This window comes from Paenibacillus assamensis DSM 18201 (assembly GCF_000422445.1).
Classification (GTDB): domain Bacteria; phylum Bacillota; class Bacilli; order Paenibacillales; family Paenibacillaceae; genus Paenibacillus_B; species Paenibacillus_B assamensis.
The window spans coordinates 1-20,274 of sequence record NZ_AULU01000023.1 but is presented as its reverse complement, the minus strand read 5'-3'; the positions used below and the strand labels follow the sequence as shown (position 1 = coordinate 20,274).

At 44.8% G+C, this 20,274-nt stretch carries 19 protein-coding genes and 1 rRNA gene; all 20 read left to right on the top strand.

Translation table 11 applies throughout. The features are described from left to right. The first annotated feature begins 18 nt into the window (after positions 1-18). The gene (gene tilS, locus H580_RS0113010) at positions 19-1,599 is read left to right on the top strand and encodes a tRNA lysidine(34) synthetase TilS (RefSeq protein ID WP_051217446.1); all 1,581 of its coding nucleotides are present in this window, start codon (positions 19-21) and stop codon (positions 1,597-1,599) included. 168 nt (positions 1,600-1,767) lie between these two features. Continuing rightward, on the top strand, positions 1,768-2,307 hold the full coding sequence (gene hpt / locus H580_RS0113005; protein WP_028595183.1) for a hypoxanthine phosphoribosyltransferase: 540 nt from the start codon (positions 1,768-1,770) through the stop codon (positions 2,305-2,307). A 96-nt stretch (positions 2,308-2,403) separates the two neighbouring features. Further along, positions 2,404-4,548, top strand: coding sequence for an ATP-dependent zinc metalloprotease FtsH (ftsH, locus tag H580_RS24175; RefSeq protein WP_084509220.1), 2,145 nt, complete (start codon positions 2,404-2,406; stop codon positions 4,546-4,548). 242 nt (positions 4,549-4,790) lie between these two features. Continuing rightward, positions 4,791-5,729, top strand: coding sequence for a quinolinate synthase NadA (gene nadA / locus H580_RS0112995; RefSeq protein ID WP_028595182.1), 939 nt, complete (start codon positions 4,791-4,793; stop codon positions 5,727-5,729). 70 nt (positions 5,730-5,799) lie between these two features. Then, positions 5,800-7,416, top strand: coding sequence for an L-aspartate oxidase (gene nadB, locus H580_RS0112990; RefSeq protein WP_028595181.1), 1,617 nt, complete (start codon positions 5,800-5,802; stop codon positions 7,414-7,416). Beyond that, positions 7,409-8,272: a carboxylating nicotinate-nucleotide diphosphorylase gene (nadC, locus tag H580_RS0112985; protein WP_028595180.1), complete on the top strand. Its 864-nt coding sequence runs from the start codon at positions 7,409-7,411 to the stop codon at positions 8,270-8,272. Before nadB ends, nadC begins: the two co-directional genes overlap by 8 nt. A gap of 4 nt (positions 8,273-8,276) precedes the next feature. Beyond that, positions 8,277-9,047, top strand: a complete 771-nt coding sequence (locus tag H580_RS0112980) for a type III pantothenate kinase (protein WP_028595179.1) — start codon at positions 8,277-8,279, stop codon at positions 9,045-9,047. 117 nt (positions 9,048-9,164) lie between these two features. Beyond that, complete coding sequence (gene hslO / locus H580_RS0112975; RefSeq protein ID WP_028595178.1) at positions 9,165-10,079, top strand: Hsp33 family molecular chaperone HslO; 915 nt, start codon at positions 9,165-9,167, stop codon at positions 10,077-10,079. 48 nt (positions 10,080-10,127) lie between these two features. Beyond that, positions 10,128-11,060, top strand: coding sequence for a peptidyl-prolyl cis-trans isomerase (locus H580_RS0112970; RefSeq protein WP_028595177.1), 933 nt, complete (start codon positions 10,128-10,130; stop codon positions 11,058-11,060). 171 nt (positions 11,061-11,231) lie between these two features. Continuing rightward, positions 11,232-12,170 (top strand): cysteine synthase A, encoded by a 939-nt coding sequence (gene cysK / locus H580_RS0112965; RefSeq protein WP_028595176.1) that lies wholly within the window; start codon positions 11,232-11,234, stop codon positions 12,168-12,170. Between the two features lie 235 nt (positions 12,171-12,405). Then, on the top strand, positions 12,406-12,981 hold the full coding sequence (locus H580_RS0112960) for an anthranilate synthase component II (RefSeq protein WP_028595175.1): 576 nt from the start codon (positions 12,406-12,408) through the stop codon (positions 12,979-12,981). Further along, positions 12,982-13,863 (top strand): aminotransferase class IV, encoded by an 882-nt coding sequence (locus H580_RS0112955; protein WP_028595174.1) that lies wholly within the window; start codon positions 12,982-12,984, stop codon positions 13,861-13,863. A 34-nt stretch (positions 13,864-13,897) separates the two neighbouring features. Next, positions 13,898-14,761: a dihydropteroate synthase gene (gene folP / locus H580_RS0112950; RefSeq protein ID WP_211224406.1), complete on the top strand. Its 864-nt coding sequence runs from the start codon at positions 13,898-13,900 to the stop codon at positions 14,759-14,761. 165 nt (positions 14,762-14,926) lie between these two features. Continuing rightward, positions 14,927-15,304 carry a dihydroneopterin aldolase gene (gene folB / locus H580_RS0112945; protein WP_028595172.1) on the top strand — a complete coding sequence of 126 codons (378 nt, stop codon included), beginning with the start codon at positions 14,927-14,929 and terminating at the stop codon, positions 15,302-15,304. Then, on the top strand, positions 15,305-15,868 hold the full coding sequence (gene folK / locus H580_RS24170; protein ID WP_051217445.1) for a 2-amino-4-hydroxy-6-hydroxymethyldihydropteridine diphosphokinase: 564 nt from the start codon (positions 15,305-15,307) through the stop codon (positions 15,866-15,868). Then, on the top strand, positions 15,811-16,014 hold the full coding sequence (locus tag H580_RS0112935) for a helix-turn-helix domain-containing protein (RefSeq protein WP_028595171.1): 204 nt from the start codon (positions 15,811-15,813) through the stop codon (positions 16,012-16,014). Before folK ends, H580_RS0112935 begins: the two co-directional genes overlap by 58 nt. Before the next feature lie 56 nt (positions 16,015-16,070). After that, entirely contained in the window at positions 16,071-17,102 is a 1,032-nt protein-coding gene (gene dusB / locus H580_RS0112930) for a tRNA dihydrouridine synthase DusB (protein WP_028595170.1), read from the top strand. A 288-nt stretch (positions 17,103-17,390) separates the two neighbouring features. Continuing rightward, complete coding sequence (gene greA / locus H580_RS0112925; protein WP_028595169.1) at positions 17,391-17,867, top strand: transcription elongation factor GreA; 477 nt, start codon at positions 17,391-17,393, stop codon at positions 17,865-17,867. A 264-nt stretch (positions 17,868-18,131) separates the two neighbouring features. Then, complete coding sequence (lysS, locus tag H580_RS0112920; RefSeq protein WP_028595168.1) at positions 18,132-19,640, top strand: lysine--tRNA ligase; 1,509 nt, start codon at positions 18,132-18,134, stop codon at positions 19,638-19,640. A 497-nt stretch (positions 19,641-20,137) separates the two neighbouring features. Beyond that, positions 20,138-20,274 (top strand): 16S ribosomal RNA (locus H580_RS0112915); the annotation flags it as partial.

Genomic DNA, 20,274 nt, shown 5'->3' with positions numbered 1-20,274 from the left:
TAGGCTGGAGGACCAACAATGACAGCAAGCAAGTCAAATCATACGGAGGGATGGGCGCATTGGATTGAGGAAAGGGTACAGTTGCTACAGCAGAACTGCTTATGGAAGCAAGGGGATAGTGTAGTATTGGCTGTATCTGGAGGTCCAGATTCCATGTTGATGATGCATATGTTTGCTGCCCTACGGCAACATCTAGGTGCTGCCCCTAGGCATGTCATTGTTGCACATGTCCATCATGGGTTTCGGGGAGAAGAATCGGACGCAGAGGCAGAGCTTGTCCGTAGAGAGGCGCAATGGATTGGACTCCCCTGTGAGATCGCAAGGGTAGATGCACCTTCTTACGCAATAGAACAAAAGATGAATGCCCAGGCAGCAGCAAGAGAGCTGCGTTATACATATTTGCGTCAAATCGCAGAAAAACACGGAGCTTCCTACATAGCATTAGCCCATCATGCAGACGACCAAGCAGAAACGGTTCTGATGCGTATTTTGCGTGGGGCAGGGACAGGCGGCTTGTCAGGTATGTCCTGGAGACGGGCAGATGATAGACAAAGTAGCAGCGTCTCTCTTGATACCGCACCTTTATTCCATTACATAAGACCGTTGCTGGATATGCGAAAAAAGGATATTGTCGATATGTGTGAACAAGAGCAAATTCAATATGCTGAGGATAGCAGCAATGAGAAAAGAACGTATTTGCGCAATCGAGTAAGACTGGATATTATGCCATTGCTCGAACAGGAGAACCCTCAAGCTGTACAATCCATTTGTCGAATTGCAGATACGCTCCGAGCTGATCATGATTGGATGGAGCAGGAAGCAAATGCATGGTATAACAGCTATGTTGAGAAGTGGGATGAAGAGACAGGTGTGCATATTTCCAGTGTCAGGAATCATGTTTCGAGGGTCGAGGTATATCAAACGCTCTATGAAGCAGGATGTATCGTGGCACGAGAGGACTTTTTGAAGCTACATGTCGCTTTACAACGTAGATTGATTAAACTAATATTAAATTATCTTTATAAAGTAGCGGATCCGATTGATTATGACACCATTGAGCGCGTTCGACTAGCAACGCTACGTGACGTACCTTCCACTTGGAAGACGGATATAGGCCAAGGCATGGAATGCCGACGTGAATATGGCCAACTGCTCTGGCTACGACCATTTCCCCGCATGGAACAGTTGAATGAGGATCAGACCATAACTTTGCAGCGTCCTGACGAGGCAGGTTGTACGGTCATTCCGTTTCACGCCTCAACGCTTCATTGGCGTATTACATCGCGGAAATCAAGCAGCTCGACAGCAGTTGGGACATATGATGCAGCATTTGATGCAGATGCATTGAAATGGCCAATCTACATACGCACAAGGCAGTCTGGTGACCGGATGAGGATTCAAGGACTAAATGGAAGCAAAAAGGTGCAAGATATGTTCGTCGATGCTAAAGTTCCTGCGTCACTACGAGAGGTTTATCCAATCGTAACAGATTGTAATGGAACGGTACTTTGGGTGCCGGGCATACGTCGCTCTGATCAGGCACTCGTTCAGGTTCATACCGACACAATGCTTTATTTGTCTTTGGAGACTAACATTTAGGTAATGTGCATGGCGGATTCCCGTTATCTTGTATGCAGCGCGGCAGATGACTGCTTGCTGGTTATATGGGTCTATTTCTAATTTTTGTATCGTCTATTGATGTGAATGGCGTATCAAGGTGGAATGGACTACATAAGTATTAGTATTCACTCTAGGAGGGGCCCATCATTGCATAACGACATTGAGAAAGTAGTAATAAGTGAAGAAGAAATTCAGGCGAGAGTAAACGAGTTGGGCGAACAGCTAACTCGCGATTATGCTGGCAAGAAGCCGCTCGTCATTTGTGTACTAAAAGGCGCATTTATATTTATGGCTGATTTGGTTAAGCGCATTGAAGTACCAATGGAAATGGACTTTATGGCTGTTTCCAGCTACGGTGCATCTACAGAATCTTCTGGAGTCGTTCGTATTTTGAAGGACTTGGATGTTTCTGTTGAAGGTCGAGATGTACTCATTGTAGAGGATATTATTGATACAGGGCTTACATTGAGCTACTTGATCAACATTCTAGAGGGACGCAAGGCAGCTACTATTAAAGTAGTAACGTTGTTCGACAAGCCTGCACGACGCTCTGCAAATATGGAAGCTGATTACAAAGGATTTGTACTTCCAGATGAGTTTATCGTCGGCTATGGTCTTGATTATGCTGAAGAATATCGCAATCTTCCTTATATCGGTGTTCTAAAGCCACAAATCTACAGTAAATAATCAGCAGCATGTCACAACTATTTGCTGTTGCGTCGAGTTGTGATGGCGAGACATGCTATGATACAATAATTTCGTGTCTTTGAGAGGAGGTAGGGGATGAGTCGCTTCATCAAGAACTCTGGTTTTTATCTAATTATTTTTCTGGTTGTAGTGGGGATCGCCCAGTTTTTAGGCAGTGGGAAAGAAGCCGCTCACAATCCAAGATACGACCAGTTCCGTAAAGAACTAGCAGCCGGTAATATAGAAGAACTTAAAGTTCAATATGAAGGTCGATCCAACCTAGTCATCGGTAAATATAAGAACATTCCTAAAGATGCCCCTGCAGGGACTAAGTCCAAGGAATTTGTTACTTACATACCGGACACTGATTCGGCTGTAGAAGAGATTACTAAGGCTACTGATACACAGAAGGATCTGAAGGTTGATTGGGTGAAGATGAAGGAGCCTAGCATCTGGCTAACGCTTCTAACTTCCTTCCTTCCGTTAATTATTATGTTCATCCTATTCTTCTTCTTGTTCAATCAAGCCCAAGGTGGCGGCGGCAAGGTTATGAACTTCGGTAAGAGCCGTGCTCGCTTGTACAATGAAGAGAAGAAGAAAGTTACGTTTGAGGACGTAGCTGGTGCAGATGAAGAGAAGCAGGAGCTTGTTGAGGTCGTTGAGTTCCTTAAAGACCCTCGCAAGTTTGCAGCACTTGGTGCACGTATTCCTAAAGGTGTCCTGTTGAACGGTCCTCCGGGAACAGGTAAGACACTTCTTGCGCGTGCAGTAGCAGGTGAAGCGGGTGTGCCATTCTTCAGTATTTCTGGCTCTGACTTCGTCGAAATGTTCGTCGGTGTCGGTGCTTCCCGTGTAAGGGACTTGTTCGAGAATGCAAAGAAGAATGCACCATGTATTATCTTTATTGATGAGATTGACGCAGTGGGTCGCCAGCGTGGAGCTGGGGTCGGCGGTGGTCATGACGAGCGTGAACAAACGCTTAACCAATTGCTTGTTGAGATGGATGGCTTCGGCGCTAATGAAGGTATTATTATCGTTGCAGCGACGAACCGCCCTGACATTTTAGATCCAGCCTTGCTTCGTCCGGGACGTTTTGACCGTCAGATTACGGTAGATCGCCCAGATGTTAAAGGCCGTGAATCTGTGTTGCATGTACATGCGCGCAACAAGCCGTTAGCTAAAGATGTTAACTTGAACACAATTGCGAAGCGGACAACTGGTTTTACAGGTGCAGACCTTGAGAACTTGTTGAATGAAGCAGCGCTTCTAGCCGCTCGTAAGAACCATAAAGAAATTGTTATGCAGGACGTTGATGAGGCAATTGACCGTGTCATCGTTGGTACAGAGAAGCGCAGCCGCATGATTAGTGATCGCGAGAAGCGAATCGTCGCTTATCACGAAGCAGGTCATACGATTATCGGCTACTTCTTGGAGCATGCTGATATGGTTCACAAAGTTACGATTATTCCACGCGGTAAAGCAGGCGGATACGTCATTATGCTGCCGAAGGAAGATCGTATGCTCGTTACGAAGCAAGAGTTGTTGGATAAAGTAACGGGTCTACTCGGTGGTCGTGTCGCTGAAGAAATCTTCATCGGCGAGATCGGTACAGGGGCTTATAGTGACTTCCAACAAGCAACTCGCATCGTACGCAGTATGATTATGGAGTACGGTATGAGTGATAAGCTCGGTCCAATGCAATTTGGTACACGTCAAGGTGAAGTATTCCTAGGTCGTGATCTTGGTCATGAGCAGAACTACTCCGATACGATCGCTTATCAGATCGATGAAGAGATGCAAAGCATTATCAATTCTTGCTACGATATCGCGAGAAACTTGCTTAAGAAGCATGAGCGTGAAGTTCATCTTATCGCTCAGACGCTTCTTGAGAAAGAGACGCTTGATTTCGAACAGATTAAAGAGCTTATCGACAATGGTAAGTTAGCTGATTCGGATACAACATCTGGCGGTCCATCCGTAACATTGAGCAAGAAGGAAACAACGGCTACATCCGAAGATAACGCTGAGAAAGCTCCAACTTCTGTGGAGCAGCCAACGGAATCTAAGGAAGAGCCGCATGTGGATATTCTTCCTCCAGCGGATAACAATCGTACAAGTGATGTGAAGATTAATCTGGTTGGCAAGCCTGATAATGAGGAAAAGCCAGCAGTTAATCTTGAACAAACAACGACGAATGATTCTTCAACTCCTGATGTGGAGAAGAAGGATGAGAATAAGTAAGCAACAGTGGCCTAGCCTGCTGTTCATTTAGGTAAGAGCACGCCCTTTGGGTGTGCTCTTATTTTTATATCTTTCCATAGAAAAAAATTAGTTTTCAGCGCATCAGGGCGGCTGACGTTGATTAAGCGCGATATATCAGGTGATTAGTTATTACTTGAGCTGTATTTGTGAATTGACACACGTACTACCGTTGTGTAAATTAAGTGTTAATGACAAGGCCAAGGAGTGGGTCCTACGTGCAATTGGAAGCATTGGCATTAGCGCGCAAAGAAGAGCAGAATCGCGAGCTGCGCGAGCGGCTTGAGCAGTTGAAGAAAGAAAGAAACGCTATTATTTTAGCTCATTATTATCAGCGAGATGAGATTCAAGAAGTGGCAGATTTTCGAGGGGATTCTTTTTTGTTGGCTCAAAAAGCCGCACAGACAGATGCGGAAGTGATTGTATTTTGCGGGGTTCACTTTATGGGTGAGAGCGCTAAAATACTAGCACCGAACAAAACGGTTATCATTCCTGATGAACGTGCCGGCTGTCCAATGGCAGATATGGTCCATGTTGATGGTCTTCGCAAGTTGAAGGCTCAGCATCCGAATGCTAAGGTGGTTACATATATTAATTCATCCGCTGATATAAAGGCGGAAACCGATATATGCTGTACATCATCCAATGCGGTGAAGGTGATCGAGTCGTTGGATGCGGAAGAAATTATTTGGGTGCCTGACAAGAATCTAGGCCATTATGTACAGCAGAAGACAGGTCGGGAAATGATTATTTGGGAAGGATATTGTAATACGCACGACATGCTTACAGTCAAGGATGTTGTGGAGATGAAAGCTCAGTATCCGAATGCCCAATTCGTCGTTCATCCAGAGTGTCGCCCTGAAGTGGTTGCGATGGGAGACTTTGTAGGCAGCACGACTGCCATACTTGAATATTGTAGAGATTCAGAATGTACAGAATTTATTGTAGGTACTGAGGACGGAACCGGGTATCAGCTTCGTAAAGACAGTCCTCATAAGTCATTCCACTTTGCTACGAAGTATTTGGTATGTCCGAATATGAAGGTGAACAATTTAAAGAAGCTAGTGAAGTGTTTGGAGAACATGGCGCCGCAAATTTATGTGCCGCCACATGTTGCTGAGCAAGCACGGCTATCATTGGAGCGCATGTTACAGGTAAAGTAGCATGCGCTACTCTTCTGTTCAAGCCTATCGTATGTTAGTAGAGGTATAAAGATAGAAGGAGTGAACGGTCATGATACCGCGTTACTTAGTTGATTTCTCTTTAGATACCCTGCCACAAGTGGAGACAGATGTTATTATTATCGGAGCTGGTATAGCTGGTCTATATACTGCTATTTTGGCGAGCAAGCACTATCGGGTAACACTCATTACGAAGAAATCAGTATTCGACAGCAATACGCGTTACGCCCAAGGTGGTATTGCTGCTGTTATCGCAGATGATGATTCGCCATTATATCATCGACAAGACACGCTTTTTGCTGGAGCAGGTCTCTGTGTAGAAGGAGCTGTAGATGCACTTGTACACGAAGGACCTGAAGGCGTAAAAGAGCTTATGAAGATGGGCACGACATTCGACCTTGAAAATGGTGAGCTTGCATTAACCAAAGAAGGCGCTCACAGTCACCGTCGCATTTTGCATGCGCAAGGTGATGCAACAGGCTTTGAAATTGTCCGTGCACTTGCTGATAAAGTAGGAACGATTTCTAATATTGAAGTATGGGATGATCATTTTGCAATAGATCTCATGGTCCATGAGAACGAATGTCGTGGCGCTCTTATTCAACGGCCAACGGGAGAACGTTTATACTTAACTGGGAAGGCAACTGTGCTATGTACAGGCGGCGCAGGACAGATGTATCGCTATACAACTAACCCTGAGGTTGCTACTGGAGATGGGATTGCAATGGCCTATCGAGCTGGTGCAGTTATTCAAGATATGGAGTTTATTCAGTTCCATCCCACAGCCCTCTGTTATCCAGGTGCTCCACGCTTTCTTGTATCGGAAGCTGTGCGTGGTGAAGGGGCAGTTCTCCGCAACATTAAAGGCGAGCGTTTCATGAGCAACTACCATCCGCAGCTCGAACTGGCTCCACGCGATATTGTGGCTCGAGCGATTGTAAGTGAGATGGAAGAGACGAAGTCAACCTTTGTATACTTAGATATGACGCATGAATCAGAAGAGATGGTTAAGCATCGTTTCCCAACTATATATGAAACCTGCCTACAGTATGGGCTCGATTTATCTAGTGATTGGATTCCTGTTGCCCCAGCTGCCCATTATACGATGGGTGGTGTAAAGACAGATTTAAATGGTGAGACCAATCTAACACGATTGTTTGCTTGCGGCGAAGCTTCGTCTACAGGTGTGCATGGTGCAAATCGTCTCGCCAGCAATTCGCTATCGGAGGCAATCGTATTTGGACGCCGAATCGTGGAACGCATCGATACGCTTAATCCTATTTCGGAGTTGAATGCAAAGCTTGAGTATAATGATGGGCGCAAGGACTTGCCGATACAGGCGGTCGTCGAGCGTCGTTTGAAGCTGCAAAAGGTCATGGTTCGTTATGTAGGGCTGCATCGAGATGAACAAAGCCTCAGCAAAGGTCAAGAAGAATTGCAGCGTCAGTTTGGTTTTTTACAAGCTCGATTAACACGTCGGGAAGATTTCGAATTTGCGAATTTACTTACTTGTGCCAAGCTGACCACTGATAGTGCGCAATGGAGGCAAGAGAGTCGTGGTGCTCATTATCGGTTGGATTATCCAGAGCGTAGTGATGAACGTTGGTTGAAGCATACGCTAGTTCAACGGGGACAAGGGATAACAGAGGAGAGAATTGCTCATGTTTAATATCGAACGGCTTATGCTGCGTGATCAAATAACAGCATGGTTACGGGAGGATATTGGTACTGGGGATGTAACGACTGCTTTTACCATTCCTCAAGGCCATCAATCGAAAGGTATTATTCATGCGAAGGAAGAAGGAATCATTGCAGGTCTTCCTGTTGCAGAAGCTGTATTTGAGGTAGTTGATTCTAGTTTGCGATTCCATGCCCTTGTGCAAGAAGGAGATCGTGTTTCCAAAGGGACAGTATTGGCTGAAGTGGAAGGTGATACAGCTAGTATTTTGCAAGGTGAGCGGTTAGCATTGAATATGATGCAGCGTTTATCTGGCATTGCTACTAAAGCATCTTCTTATGTACAAGCGATAATTGATCTTGAAGTTAAACTCGTTGATACTCGTAAGACGACGCCCGGTCATCGTGCATTGGAAAAGTACGCAGTCCGAGTTGGTGGAGGATCAAACCATCGCTTTGGGTTGTATGATGCAGTTATGATCAAGGATAATCATATTAAAGGTGCCGGTGGTATTCGTGAAGCGGTTGCTCGCGCTAAACAGCATATTCCCTACACCATGAAAGTGGAAGTAGAGACGGAATCTTTGGAACAAGTGCAGGAAGCGCTGGAGGCACAGGCTGATATTATTATGCTCGACAATATGCAGTTGGAACAGATGCGTGAAGCGGTCCAAGTTATTCGCGCCCATTCTCCTCATATATTGATTGAGGCATCCGGTGGTGTAAATCTGGATACAATTCGTGATAAGGCATTAACTGGTGTTGATATTATTTCAGTGGGTGCGCTTACGTATTCGTTCCATGCTTTGGATATAAGTCTTGATTTGAATGAACAGAAAGAAGGTTAACGTTGTGATATTGGTCGTCGATATAGGCAATACCAACATAGTATTAGGTGTGTATGAAGAGAGCACGCTGCTCCATCATTGGCGCTTATCGACTAATCGTCAAGCAACATCGGATGAGTATGGTGTCATGATCAATAATCTATTCTCAATGGCGGGAGTGGCTATTAATGATCTGCACGGGGTTATCATATCATCTGTTGTGCCGCCTATTATGCGTACAATTGAGGAGATGTGCACGAAATATTTGAAGAACACACCGCTTGTTGTAGGTCCTGGTGTAAAGACAGGATTGAACATACGCTATGAGAACCCGAAAGAAGTAGGCGCAGATCGTATTGTGAATGCGGTTGCTGCGATTGACCAATATGGCGGTCACGGGCCGCTTGTTGTTGTTGACTTTGGTACAGCAACAACTTTTGATGTGATTGATGAGCAGGGCAGTTATTTGGGCGGGGCTATTCTACCCGGTATTGGCATTTCTACGGAGGCGCTTTATCAACGTGCTGCCAAGCTGCCACGTATCGAGTTAACGAAGCCGAAATCAGTCATTGGAAGAAATACAGTGCATTCGATGCAGGCGGGTATTATTTTCGGTTATGCTGGACAGGTTGATGGAATTGTTGGTCGTATTGAAGATGAGCTTGGAACAAAGCCGCTTGTCATTGCAACTGGCGGGTTAGCCGAGATGATAGCAAGTGAATCCCGATCCATTGACCAGACGGATCCGCTGTTAACCTTGGAAGGATTGCGCTTAATTTATCTTCGGAACAAATAAAGTCGATATAATTAACAAACCTAACAAATAGTAAATATAAAGAAAGCTTTTAGATGCGTAACCTAAATGGCTGTATTCGCGTCTAAGTGTATGTAGGAACGGGAGGCATCAATTGAAATGTTAGAAATAAATGCAGAACAAACAACAACAGAAAATCGTTCAGACATGCTTGTGCGTGGTGTGGCTATGCAAGGACAGGTACGTGTATTTGCAGTTCGTACGACGAAGCTAGTCGATGAATTACAGCACCGTCATCAGACTTATCCTACGGCTACGGCTGCGCTTGGCCGTACGGTTACTGCAGCTGCGATGATGGGAGCCATGCTTAAGGGCGAAGAGAAGCTGACTGTGCAAGTAAACGGCGACGGACCAATTGGTAAAATTGTGGCAGATGCCAACGCTAAAGGGGAAGTTCGTGGTTATGCGACACATCCGCAAGTCCATCTTGCAAGCAATAGTGAAGGCAAGTTAGATGTCGCAGGTGCAGTTGGTCGTGATGGATTCATCCACATCATTAAAGATTTGGGGCTTAAAGAGCCTTATCGGGGGAGTTCCCCTATCGTTTCGGGTGAGCTGGGTGAAGACTTTACGTATTACTTTGCTACATCTGAGCAAACACCATCAGCTGTAGGATTAGGCGTTCTAGTGGATACCGACAATACGGTTCTTCATGCGGGTGGATTTATTATTCAGCTGTTGCCAGGCTTAAGCGATGAGCAGATTACGAAGATTGAGAAATCACTAAGTGTACTGCCGCCAGTGACGACGTTGTTGGATCAAGGTCTTGAGCTTGAAGAGCTGCTTGGTCAGATTGTAGATGATGTACAAATCATGGATACGCATCCGATTGAGTTCCGCTGTCAATGTTCCCGTGAACGCGTGGAGGCGACATTAATTAGTCTAGGTAAGCAAGAATTGAACGAGCTTATTGAAGAAGAAGGGCAGGCAGAAGTCGTTTGTCATTTCTGTAACGAGGCATATCAGTTTAATAAAGAAGATTTAACTACTTTGGTTGAACGACTAGAAACTTAGGATGTAAGAGATAAAGAAGTTAATTCACAAGGACAGGGAAGCTGCCATATGACAAAGGAAGTTAAAAGCTTATGGGGCTGTATTATCGTGTTGTTTTCTTGCGTACTTGTGTTGGGATGTGTGCTCTTGTTTCGTCTTATTGATCGTTCAGATGTGGGTACGATTCGTCTTCCAGGCGGTGGTTCATCGGTCGTTGCCTCCGTGGGCAGTGATCAGATTACAGAATCACAGTGGGTAGATGAGCTGAAGAAGCAGTATGGCTCTATCGTAATGGAGCAAATGCTTAACAAGCGAGCGGTGGATCAGGAGGCACAAGCACTTGATGTGCAAGTAACGAGCAAGGAAGTTGAGGCAGAGATTCGTAAACAGATGGCAGGCTATGAAAGTATGGAAGCGTACTATCTAGCCATGCAGGAGCAATTAGGATTGACGCCTGAACAGATTCGAGAGGATGCAACGTACAATTTGCTGCTTGAGAAAATTGCAATACGGGACATCAGCGTAACAGAAGAAGAGATTAGTCAGTACCTAAAAGAAAATCGTCAAGAGTATCATCCCGTCGCTTATGAATTGTCGCATATCGTAGTCGATACATTTAAAGATGCAGAACAAGCTCTAAAACGGCTCGGTGAAGGTATATCATTTGGTGCATTAGCTGGTCAAATATCTACTGATCCTTACACGGTTGAGCAAGAGGGCAAGTTAGGTTGGGTTGAAGATGATGATCCATTTATTGATTCCAATGAGCTTGCAGCGGCGGCGGCTATGGAGGTCGGTGATTATTCGAGACCGATTAAGGTGAAGGACGGCTATGCTATTATATTGTTGTCTGGCAGAAGAGATGTTGAACCTGAGGATCGAATGACCATTCGCGAGCAAGTATCTCGTGACCTAGCGCTTTCCAAGGCGCCTCCTTTGCGGGAGATAGAGAAGCAGCTTCGAGACAAGTACGCTGCGAAATGGAAGAGCACACATTCATAGAACAAGAGAGAGCTCTTATAAGAAAACGGCAGACGTTCTTATAAGAGCTCTTTTCCTTATTTTACAAACAAGTTATTGACATCAAGGGTTATCGTTGTTATATTATTAGTAATTAAAACCAAGTGAATTAGTCGGAAATAATATTATACGCTCATAGTAGGAGGGTTACTTATGGCAAGAATCGTGAACAATGTAACGGAATTGATTGGAGATACACCACTTGTGCGTTTGAACCGAGTAGTACCGGAAGGCAGTGCTGAGGTATACGTGAAGCTGGAATACCAGAATCCAGGTGCTAGCGTTAAAGACCGTATCGCAATTAGCATGATTAACGTTGCAGAGCAAGAGGGCATCATTAAGCCAGGAGATACAATTGTTGAGCCTACAAGCGGAAATACGGGTATCGGTCTCGCAATGGTGGCTGCTGCAAAGGGCTACCGTGCTATTCTCGTTATGCCTGAGACAATGAGCTTGGAGCGCCGCAACTTGCTTCGTGCTTATGGAGCTGAGCTTGTATTGACTCCTGGATCGGAAGGTATGAATGGAGCAGTGCGTAAAGCAGAGGAACTCGCAGCAGAGAATCCGAACTACTTTATTCCACAGCAATTTAAGAATCAAGCAAATGTAAAGATTCACCGTGAAACAACAGGTCCAGAAATCGTAGAGGCGATTAACTCGCTTGATGGTAAATTGGACGGATTTGTTGCTGGTATCGGTACAGGCGGGACGATCTCTGGTACAGGAGAAGTATTGAAACAAAACTTCCCGGACATTCGTATTGTTGCAGTAGAGCCAGCTGCTTCTCCTATTTTGTCTGGAGGCAAGCCGGGTCCACACAAGATTCAAGGTATCGGTGCGAACTTTATTCCTGATATTTTGAACCGTGATATTTATGATGAAGTAACTACTGTGGAAAATGACGATGCTTTCGAGCTTGCTCGTCGTGTAGCTAAGGAAGAGGGAATTTTGTGCGGTATTTCCTCAGGTGCGGCGATTCTTGCTGCATTGAAGTTAGCTAAGGAACTAGGCCCTGGCAAGCGTGTAGTGGCTGTTGTTCCAAGCAATGGTGAGCGTTACTTGAGTACACCATTGTTCAGCTTCGAGAACTAATACTATCGTCATCCTATAATAGATCGTTTACGATAACATCCCTGCTGGGTAGCACTGAGTATGATGAGTGTCTATCCCATCAGGGTTTTTTCATCGTTATACAATTTCTGCTTTATTATATAATGGTTGCTAGAATGATTGACTATGGCGATGAGATCGCATTAAATATTAGTATTCGTTAGCCATTCATACATGTTGGCGAATAGATAAGGATAGGATGGGTGGGGGTGTCATCTTGATACTCGTAATCGATAATTATGATTCCTTTACGTATAATCTCGTACAATACTTATCGGAACTTGGAGAAGAAGTTACTGTTTACCGCAATGATGATATAGATCTTGCAACAATTGAGCAGTTGGAACCTGATCATATTTTACTGTCTCCAGGACCAAGCACACCAAATGAAGCGGGAATAACACTTGCTGTCATTGAACACTTCAAAGGCCGCATCCCTATTTTAGGAGTTTGTTTAGGGCATCAAGCGATAGGACAAGCGTTCGGTGGCCGAGTCATTCGTGCCGAACGTCCGATGCACGGCAAAACCTCATCCATTTATCATCATGGGATGTCCGTGTTTGAAGGGCTGCCGAATCCTTTTACAGCCACTAGGTATCATTCGCTTATTGTTGAACATGATTCATTGCCGGATGCTCTAGAAATTACAGCGCAAACGGCTGAGGGTGAAATTATGGGCATGCGTCATAGAGATTATGTAATTGAAAGTGTGCAATTTCATCCGGAATCTATTGTTACGGAGCACGGTCATCACATGCTGAAAAACTTCCTTAGCAGGAGAGTGAGTAGCTAGATGGTTACTATCGGTTGGAATGGAGAGTTAAAATCAACTGACGAAGCCATGGTTTCAGTAGCAGATCATGGTTTTTTGTACGGAATGACTTTGTTTGAGACGATGAGGACTTATGGTGGCAAGCCTTTTCTATGGGAGAGGCACTTGGAGCGTTTGTACAGCGCCTGTCATCAGTTGGGTGTAGTCTTGGAACTCGATAAGGAGAAGCTGCATCGGCATATTCAGGATGTTATGGCGGCGAATAAATTACCTGAGGCTTATATTCGATTAACCGTTAGTGCAGGCGAGCAAGGTGATGGATTGCCAACCGTGGATTATACGAACCCACAAATTATTGTGTTTGCTAAGCCGCTGCCGCAGTTGCCAAGTACTTTATATGAGACAGGGAAGCCGCTACAGCTGTTGAATACGAGGAGAAGCAGCCCTGAGACTGTAATTCGAGTAAAATCAGGCCATTACATGAACAATATTATTGCAAAGCGGGAATTAGGTACATACGCTTCAGCGCTGCAAGGAGCAGAAGGGTTGATGTTGAACGCGGAAGGGAATATTGCAGAAGGTATTGTAAGTAATGTGCTTTGGATCAAAGATGGACAGCTATATACGCCTGCAATCGAAACAGGTATTTTACCGGGTATTACTCGTGCTGCTGTGTTGGAACTGGCTGAACAGCAAGATATTCGATATGAAGAAGGGGCTTATACTTGGTCTCATCTATTAGAAGCAGATGAGGTATTTCTGACCACGTCCATTCAAGAACTGGTTCCTGTCACATTGTTATGCGACGTAGAGGAGCGGCAATATGTTGTTGGGGATGGGACAATTGGTAGGTTAACCAACCAATTGCTTGAACGATATCGTCAGATGACGACAAGCGGATAAGCAACTAGAGAATGACAGTAAAGGGGTGGGGCTTATGCTGAAGCCTACTATATATACGCATCAATATGCATTAGGTAAGCGTGGTGAGGTAGTGTTGACACTTTCTGAGCGGACCTTGATCATGGGGATATTAAATGTAACACCCGATTCCTTTTCAGACGGTGGAAGCTATACCGATGTAGAACGTGCATTGGAACATGCGCATCGGATGGTGGCTGATGGTGCTGACATCTTGGATATTGGCGGAGAATCTACCCGTCCAGGCTCAAAGCCAGTTGAGTTAGAGGAGGAGCTTCGCCGTGTAATTCCAGTTATTGAAGCACTACGGCGTGAGCTTCCGCACATTGCTATTTCAATAGATACGTACAAAGCAGAGGTTGCAAGGCAAGCGCTGGAGGCAGGTGCTCATATCATGAATGATATTTGGGGTGGCAAGCTGGATCCGGAAATGGTTCAAGTGGCAGCTGCTTATCAATGCCCGATTATATTGATGCATAACCGACCCGAGCGAAATTATGAGAGTTATATTGAAGATGTAATGCAGGATCTGCGCGAAAGTGCTGAGTTGGCCCTAGATGCGGGAGTGAAACGCGAAAATATTTGGCTAGATCCTGGAATGGGCTTCGCTAAAACAGGAGATGACAATCTTCATTTAATGCACCATCTTGATGACATGGTTGCTTTAGGTTATCCTGTTCTGCTTGCAACATCCCGAAAACGGTTCATACAGAACGTATTAGAAGCTCCTGCTACCGATGTGATAGAGGGTACAGCGGCTACAGTTGCTTTGGGCATCGCGCAAGGTTGTCAAATGGTGCGCGTCCATGATGTAAAGCAAATCGTTCGTACTGCTCGAATGAGTGATGCGATGTTGTATAAAGAAAGTATTAAGATTTAGGATCAATCTATTAAAGATGAAACATGAGAAGAGCGACAACCGTCAATAACGAAGTATAGACCGGAAATGATAAGGGAGGAATCTGATCTCATGCTACATAAAGGAAGTGACCATCACTCTAAGCTGCCTCCAACTACGCGGAAAAGAGTGATACGCCCAGATCGAATGAAGATGGACCGTATGTCTTTTTTCGGTAAGCATGGTGTTTTTGAAGAAGAACGGAAATTAGGACAACGTTGGTACGTCGATTTGGACATGCAAATGGGCTTGCAGGAAGCGGGTCTCTATGATGATCTGGATCAATCGATTAATTATGCGCTTATCCATGAGACAGTTCGTGTCATTATGGAGCAAGAGTCGTACTTACTAGTCGAGGCACTTGCTGAGCGCATCGCTTCTGTATTACTGGATTCGTACGCTCGAATTGAGGAAATAACCGTACGCGTGACCAAGCCCAACCCACCGTTTGACATTCGCTTTGAAGGTGTTACCATGGAGATTGTGCGTGCACGCGTGGAAGAAGTAGAGAGGGGCGAAGGCTAGATGCCTGAACAACATACTTCTTCATCCAATAGAGGTTGGGTAAAAGCGTTTATCGCACTTGGAGCTAACCTTGGAGATCGTGAATGTACGCTAAGTGAGGGGCTCCGTTATCTTCATAAGAATGAAGACGTGAATGTCCTCGATTGTTCTTCCTTATATGAGACAGACCCTGTCGGGTACGTTGACCAACCAGCTTTTCTAAATATGGCTGCTGCAGTAGAAACTAGATTAAGTCCAGAGCAGTTACTGGATGTCATGCTTGATATTGAACAGCAACTAGGAAGAGTTCGAGAGGTTCGCTGGGGTCCACGGACACTAGATCTGGATCTACTCTCTGTGCAGGGAGTGCAAATGGAAACAGAGAAACTTATTTTACCTCACCCCCGAATGGGTGAGCGATTGTTCGTACTAGTTCCGCTTGCTGATGTTGTAACTTCTTCGGATGAACTGTACGCATTCGTCCATGATGCCTTGGGCACAATGGAAGGAAAGGAAGGAATTCGGCTGTGGAAGCGAATCGATTCAGCAAGCGAATTCGTGCGTTCCGAAAGCTTCGTGGAATGACACAAATTGAACTTGCCGAAATGACAGATGTATCGATCACGATAATTGGTGAGATTGAGCGTGGCAATCGCTCAATTGATGATCGTCTCCTTCAGCGTATCGCGCAGGCTTTGCGCGTAACAGTAGAAGAACTCGTTGGCAGCTAAAATAATGAATAAATAAGACAGCATAGAACGCTGACAGGGAAAGGAGCGAGAGTACGTTGTTGAAGATTGCAAATATCGAGATGAAAAACCAAGTGGTACTTGCCCCGATGGCAGGCGTTTGTAACCCGGCATTTCGTCTAATTGCTAAAGAATTTGGAGCAGGCTTAGTTTGTGCAGAGATGGTTAGTGACAAAGCGCTTGTTCATGGCAATGAAAGAACGCGAGAAATGTTGTATGTTGACGACCGTGAGAAGCCGCTTAGCTTGCAAATATTCGGAGGAAATCGTACGACTCTTGTCGAAGCAGCGAAAATCGTAGATAAGCATTCTAACGCCGATATCATTGATATTAACATGGGCTGTCCCGTACCTAAAGTTACGAAGTGTGATGCAGGGGCGCGTTGGCTGCTGGATCCAAACAAAATTTACGAGATGGTGTCGGCTGTTGTTGATGCTGTCGACAAACCCGTTACAGTTAAGATGCGTATCGGGTGGGATGATGATCACATTTATGTAGTTGAAAATGCGCAAGCTGTTGAGCGTGCAGGTGGTCAAGCAGTAAGTGTGCATGGGCGTACACGTGAGCAGCTATACTCCGGAACAGCGGACTGGAGCTACATTAAACAAGTAAAAGAAGCGGTCAATATTCCGGTCATCGGAAACGGTGATGTCTTCTCACCAGAAGATGCGAAGCGTATGTTGGATACGACGGGTTGCGATGGTGTTATGGTTGGACGAGGTGCACTCGGTAATCCGTGGATACTATATCGTACAATTGAATATTTGACAACAGGGGAACTGCTGCCGGATCCAGCTCCAGAAGAGAAAGTTCGTATTGCTTTGGTGCATATGGACCGCCTAATTGCTCTAAAAGGCGAGAAGGTAGCTGTAAAAGAGATGCGTAAGCATTTGGCATGGTATTTAAAAGGTCTCCCTGGAGCTGCTCGTGTGAAAGACGCTATTATGGAAGAGAGTCATCGTGACGAAGTGGAACGCATGCTAGGTGAATATGTCGAACAAGTAAAAGCGGGGTTGTTTGACCGTAAGGCAAACCCTGATGCAGCTATGGATGCTTCGGCTGTTCATTAGTAAGTTGCACTGCATTGAAGCGTTTACACAGATGGGTGTTTACGCTCATTGACTTTTACTAATCCATCCCATATAATTCAACATTAGAAAATTCGCCTCATACCTTGAAGTGAAAAAGGTTGATATGCTTCAGCGTTCCAACCATGTTCAAGGCAGTCATCATGATAGCTTGACGCCATATGATGAGAGTAGGGATTCGCATGGATGTGCGGGTAACCGCTCCAATACGACCGGGCCATAGGTAGGTCGGAGTGCGAAAATATTGATCATGACAGGAGAATCGGTAAGATGAGCGATAAACAAGTTATTCTGACTCAGGACGGTCTGAAGAAGCTGGAGGAAGAGCTAGATAACCTCAAATCCGTTAAACGTCGTGAGGTGGCGGAACGGATTAAAGTAGCTATCGGGTACGGAGATATTAGTGAGAACTCCGAATATGAAGATGCGAAGAACGAGCAGGCGTTTATCGAAGGTCGTGTTCTTACGTTAGAGAAAATGCTCCGCAATGCGCGCATTATTAACAATGATGAGATCGACACAGATACAGTAAGCATCGGATCTACTGTCATTGTAGAAGATTTGGAGTTTGGTGACACGATGGAGTACACAATTGTAGGTACTGCTGAATCCGATCCGTTGAAGAATAAAATTTCAAACGAAAGCCCAGTTGGGAAAGCGATTCTCGGCAAGCAAAAAGGAACAGTCGTAGAAGTAAGTGTTCCAGCGGGCGTTATTCAATACAAAATTGTAGATATTAAGCTGTAAAAAATCGCTGCTACGGTTAAGAGGATTTATAGCTAGGGAATGAGAATGGGGTGAAGAAGCTTCCAGCAGGGGGCTTTTTTCCGTAGTTGTCATATGGGATTGATGGCTACCCCTTAACTTGTGGCTTTGACACGCACTGGAGCGGTATTCGGTTGTTCTTCATTTTGAAGGACAAGCCGTTACCGCCTTATGCATTTATAAGACTAAACTAGTGAGCCATAACCTTTGTTATGTGGGTAGGCTGCAGGTAAGGAGTGAACGGTGATGACGGATGTCGTTAATCAAGAAGTAGAGTTAAGTGAATTATTGCAAATTCGCCGCAACAAGTTGGATGAGCTGCGTAAGCTTGGGATCGATCCGTTCGGTGCGAAATATACGCGTACACATACGGCAAATGAGATTGTAAGCAAATATGCAGAAACTTCGAAAGAAGAGTTAGAAGAACTTAAAGTAGAAGTTAGCATTGCTGGCCGCATTATGGCGAAGCGTAGTATGGGTAAAGCGAGCTTCTCTCATATACAAGACTTGTCTGGCCGTATTCAAATTTATGCGCGCCAAGATACAGTTCCTACAGATAAATACACAGCGTTCGATATGCTTGACCTAGGTGATATCGTAGGTGTTCGTGGTGTTGTTTTCAAAACAAAGACTGGCGAAACATCCATTAAGGTGCTTGATTTGGAAGTATTGTCAAAGTCTCTTTATCCGCTGCCTGAGAAATATCATGGCCTTAAAGACGTCGAGTTACGCTACCGTCAACGCTATGTAGACCTAATTATGAATGAAGACGTTCAACAAACATTTATTGCGCGTTCTCGTATTATTCAATCCATGCGTCGTTATTTGGACTCCTTAGGCTATTTGGAAGTTGAAACGCCAACGCTTCATACAATTGCGGGTGGTGCTGCTGCTCGTCCGTTCGTAACACATCACAATGCGCTCGATATGACATTGTATATGCGTATTGCGATTGAGCTTCATTTGAAGCGACTAATTGTTGGCGGATTGGAAAAAGTGTATGAAATCGGTCGTGTATATCGTAACGAAGGTATTTCTACTCGCCACAACCCTGAATTCACGATGATCGAGTTGTACGAAGCGTATGCTGATTACAAAGACATCATGAGTTTGACTGAGAATATGGTGGCTCATATTGCTCAAGAGGTTTTGGGTACAACAAAGGTTAACTATCAAGGACATGAGATCGATTTGACGCCGCAATGGCGTCGTGTATCCATGGTGGACGCAGTTAAAGAGGTTGTAGGAGTAGACTTCTCTAAACAAATGACGACGGAAGAGGCTCATCAATTTGCGAAAGAGCATAAGGTGCATGTGGAGCCGCATTGGACGTTTGGTCACATATTAAATGCTTTCTTCGAACAGTTTGTTGAAGAGACACTTATTCAACCAACGTTTATTACAGGTCACCCATTGGAGATTTCTCCGTTAGCAAAGAAAAACGACCAAGATCCACGATTTACAGATCGTTTCGAGTTGTTCATTGTTGCTCGTGAGCATGCAAATGCATTTACAGAGCTTAATGACCCAATCGATCAACGTCAACGTTTTGAAGCTCAGCTTACAGAGCGCGAACACGGAAATGACGAAGCGCATGAAATGGATGATGATTTCATCCGTGCGTTGGAGTACGGAATGCCTCCTACAGGTGGACTTGGTATCGGAATCGACCGACTCGTTATGCTACTTACTAACGCACCGTCCATTCGTGATGTACTATTGTTCCCGCATATGCGTGATCGTTCTAACAACTAATAGATGGTTTAGGCTGCGTCTTCTAGACGCAGCCTTTTATTTATATTGGTGTACTTTTATTGATAATTGACGATTGGTATCGCTATAACAAAATCAAATTGTTAATGTAGGAATAGATTTTGATGGAATAGAGCAAAACTAATTTTGGTGATGTGTTAAATATTTACCTAAATATGGACTGTTGTGGAAGCTTGACGCTGCTGTTGCTTGTGTGATAAATTAATCAAGTCGCTTCGGTGCGAACAAACAAATTAAAACGAGTTGCTAACTAGCAACAATGACTTTTAAAAAAACTTGTTGACATCGAAAGTTGAAAATGATATATTATAAAGGTCGCCACTGAGAAACACGGCGAACGAGAGCGAAAGAAACGAGTCGATAAGACGAGTGATCTGGAGCGAAATTGTTCTTTGAAAACTGAACAACGAGTGAAACGTTTGATATAAGAAATTCAGCAATGAATTTCGTCAGCATTACAAATGAGCAAGTCAAACACTTTTATGGAGAGTTTGATCCTGGCTCAGGACGAACGCTGGCGGCGTGCCTAATACATGCAAGTCGAGCGGGGTTGATGGAGTGCTTGCACTCCTGATGCCTAGCGGCGGACGGGTGAGTAACACGTAGGCAACCTGCC

Bases quoted from the DNA above. Each gene is read 5' to 3' on its own strand.
- tilS (WP_051217446.1), top strand. From the start codon at position 19: ATGACAGCAAGCAAGTCAAATCATACGGAGGGATGGGCGCATTGGATT.
- ftsH (WP_084509220.1), top strand. From the start codon at position 2,404: ATGAGTCGCTTCATCAAGAACTCTGGTTTTTATCTAATTATTTTTCTG.
- nadB (WP_028595181.1), top strand. From the start codon at position 5,800: ATGATACCGCGTTACTTAGTTGATTTCTCTTTAGATACCCTGCCACAA.
- nadC (WP_028595180.1), top strand. From the start codon at position 7,409: ATGTTTAATATCGAACGGCTTATGCTGCGTGATCAAATAACAGCATGG.
- hslO (WP_028595178.1), top strand. From the start codon at position 9,165: ATGTTAGAAATAAATGCAGAACAAACAACAACAGAAAATCGTTCAGAC.
- H580_RS0112970 (WP_028595177.1), top strand. From the start codon at position 10,128: ATGACAAAGGAAGTTAAAAGCTTATGGGGCTGTATTATCGTGTTGTTT.
- cysK (WP_028595176.1), top strand. From the start codon at position 11,232: ATGGCAAGAATCGTGAACAATGTAACGGAATTGATTGGAGATACACCA.
- H580_RS0112955 (WP_028595174.1), top strand. From the start codon at position 12,982: ATGGTTACTATCGGTTGGAATGGAGAGTTAAAATCAACTGACGAAGCC.
- folP (WP_211224406.1), top strand. From the start codon at position 13,898: ATGCTGAAGCCTACTATATATACGCATCAATATGCATTAGGTAAGCGT.
- folB (WP_028595172.1), top strand. From the start codon at position 14,927: ATGAAGATGGACCGTATGTCTTTTTTCGGTAAGCATGGTGTTTTTGAA.
- folK (WP_051217445.1), top strand. From the start codon at position 15,305: ATGCCTGAACAACATACTTCTTCATCCAATAGAGGTTGGGTAAAAGCG.
- greA (WP_028595169.1), top strand. From the start codon at position 17,391: ATGAGCGATAAACAAGTTATTCTGACTCAGGACGGTCTGAAGAAGCTG.
- lysS (WP_028595168.1), top strand. From the start codon at position 18,132: ATGACGGATGTCGTTAATCAAGAAGTAGAGTTAAGTGAATTATTGCAA.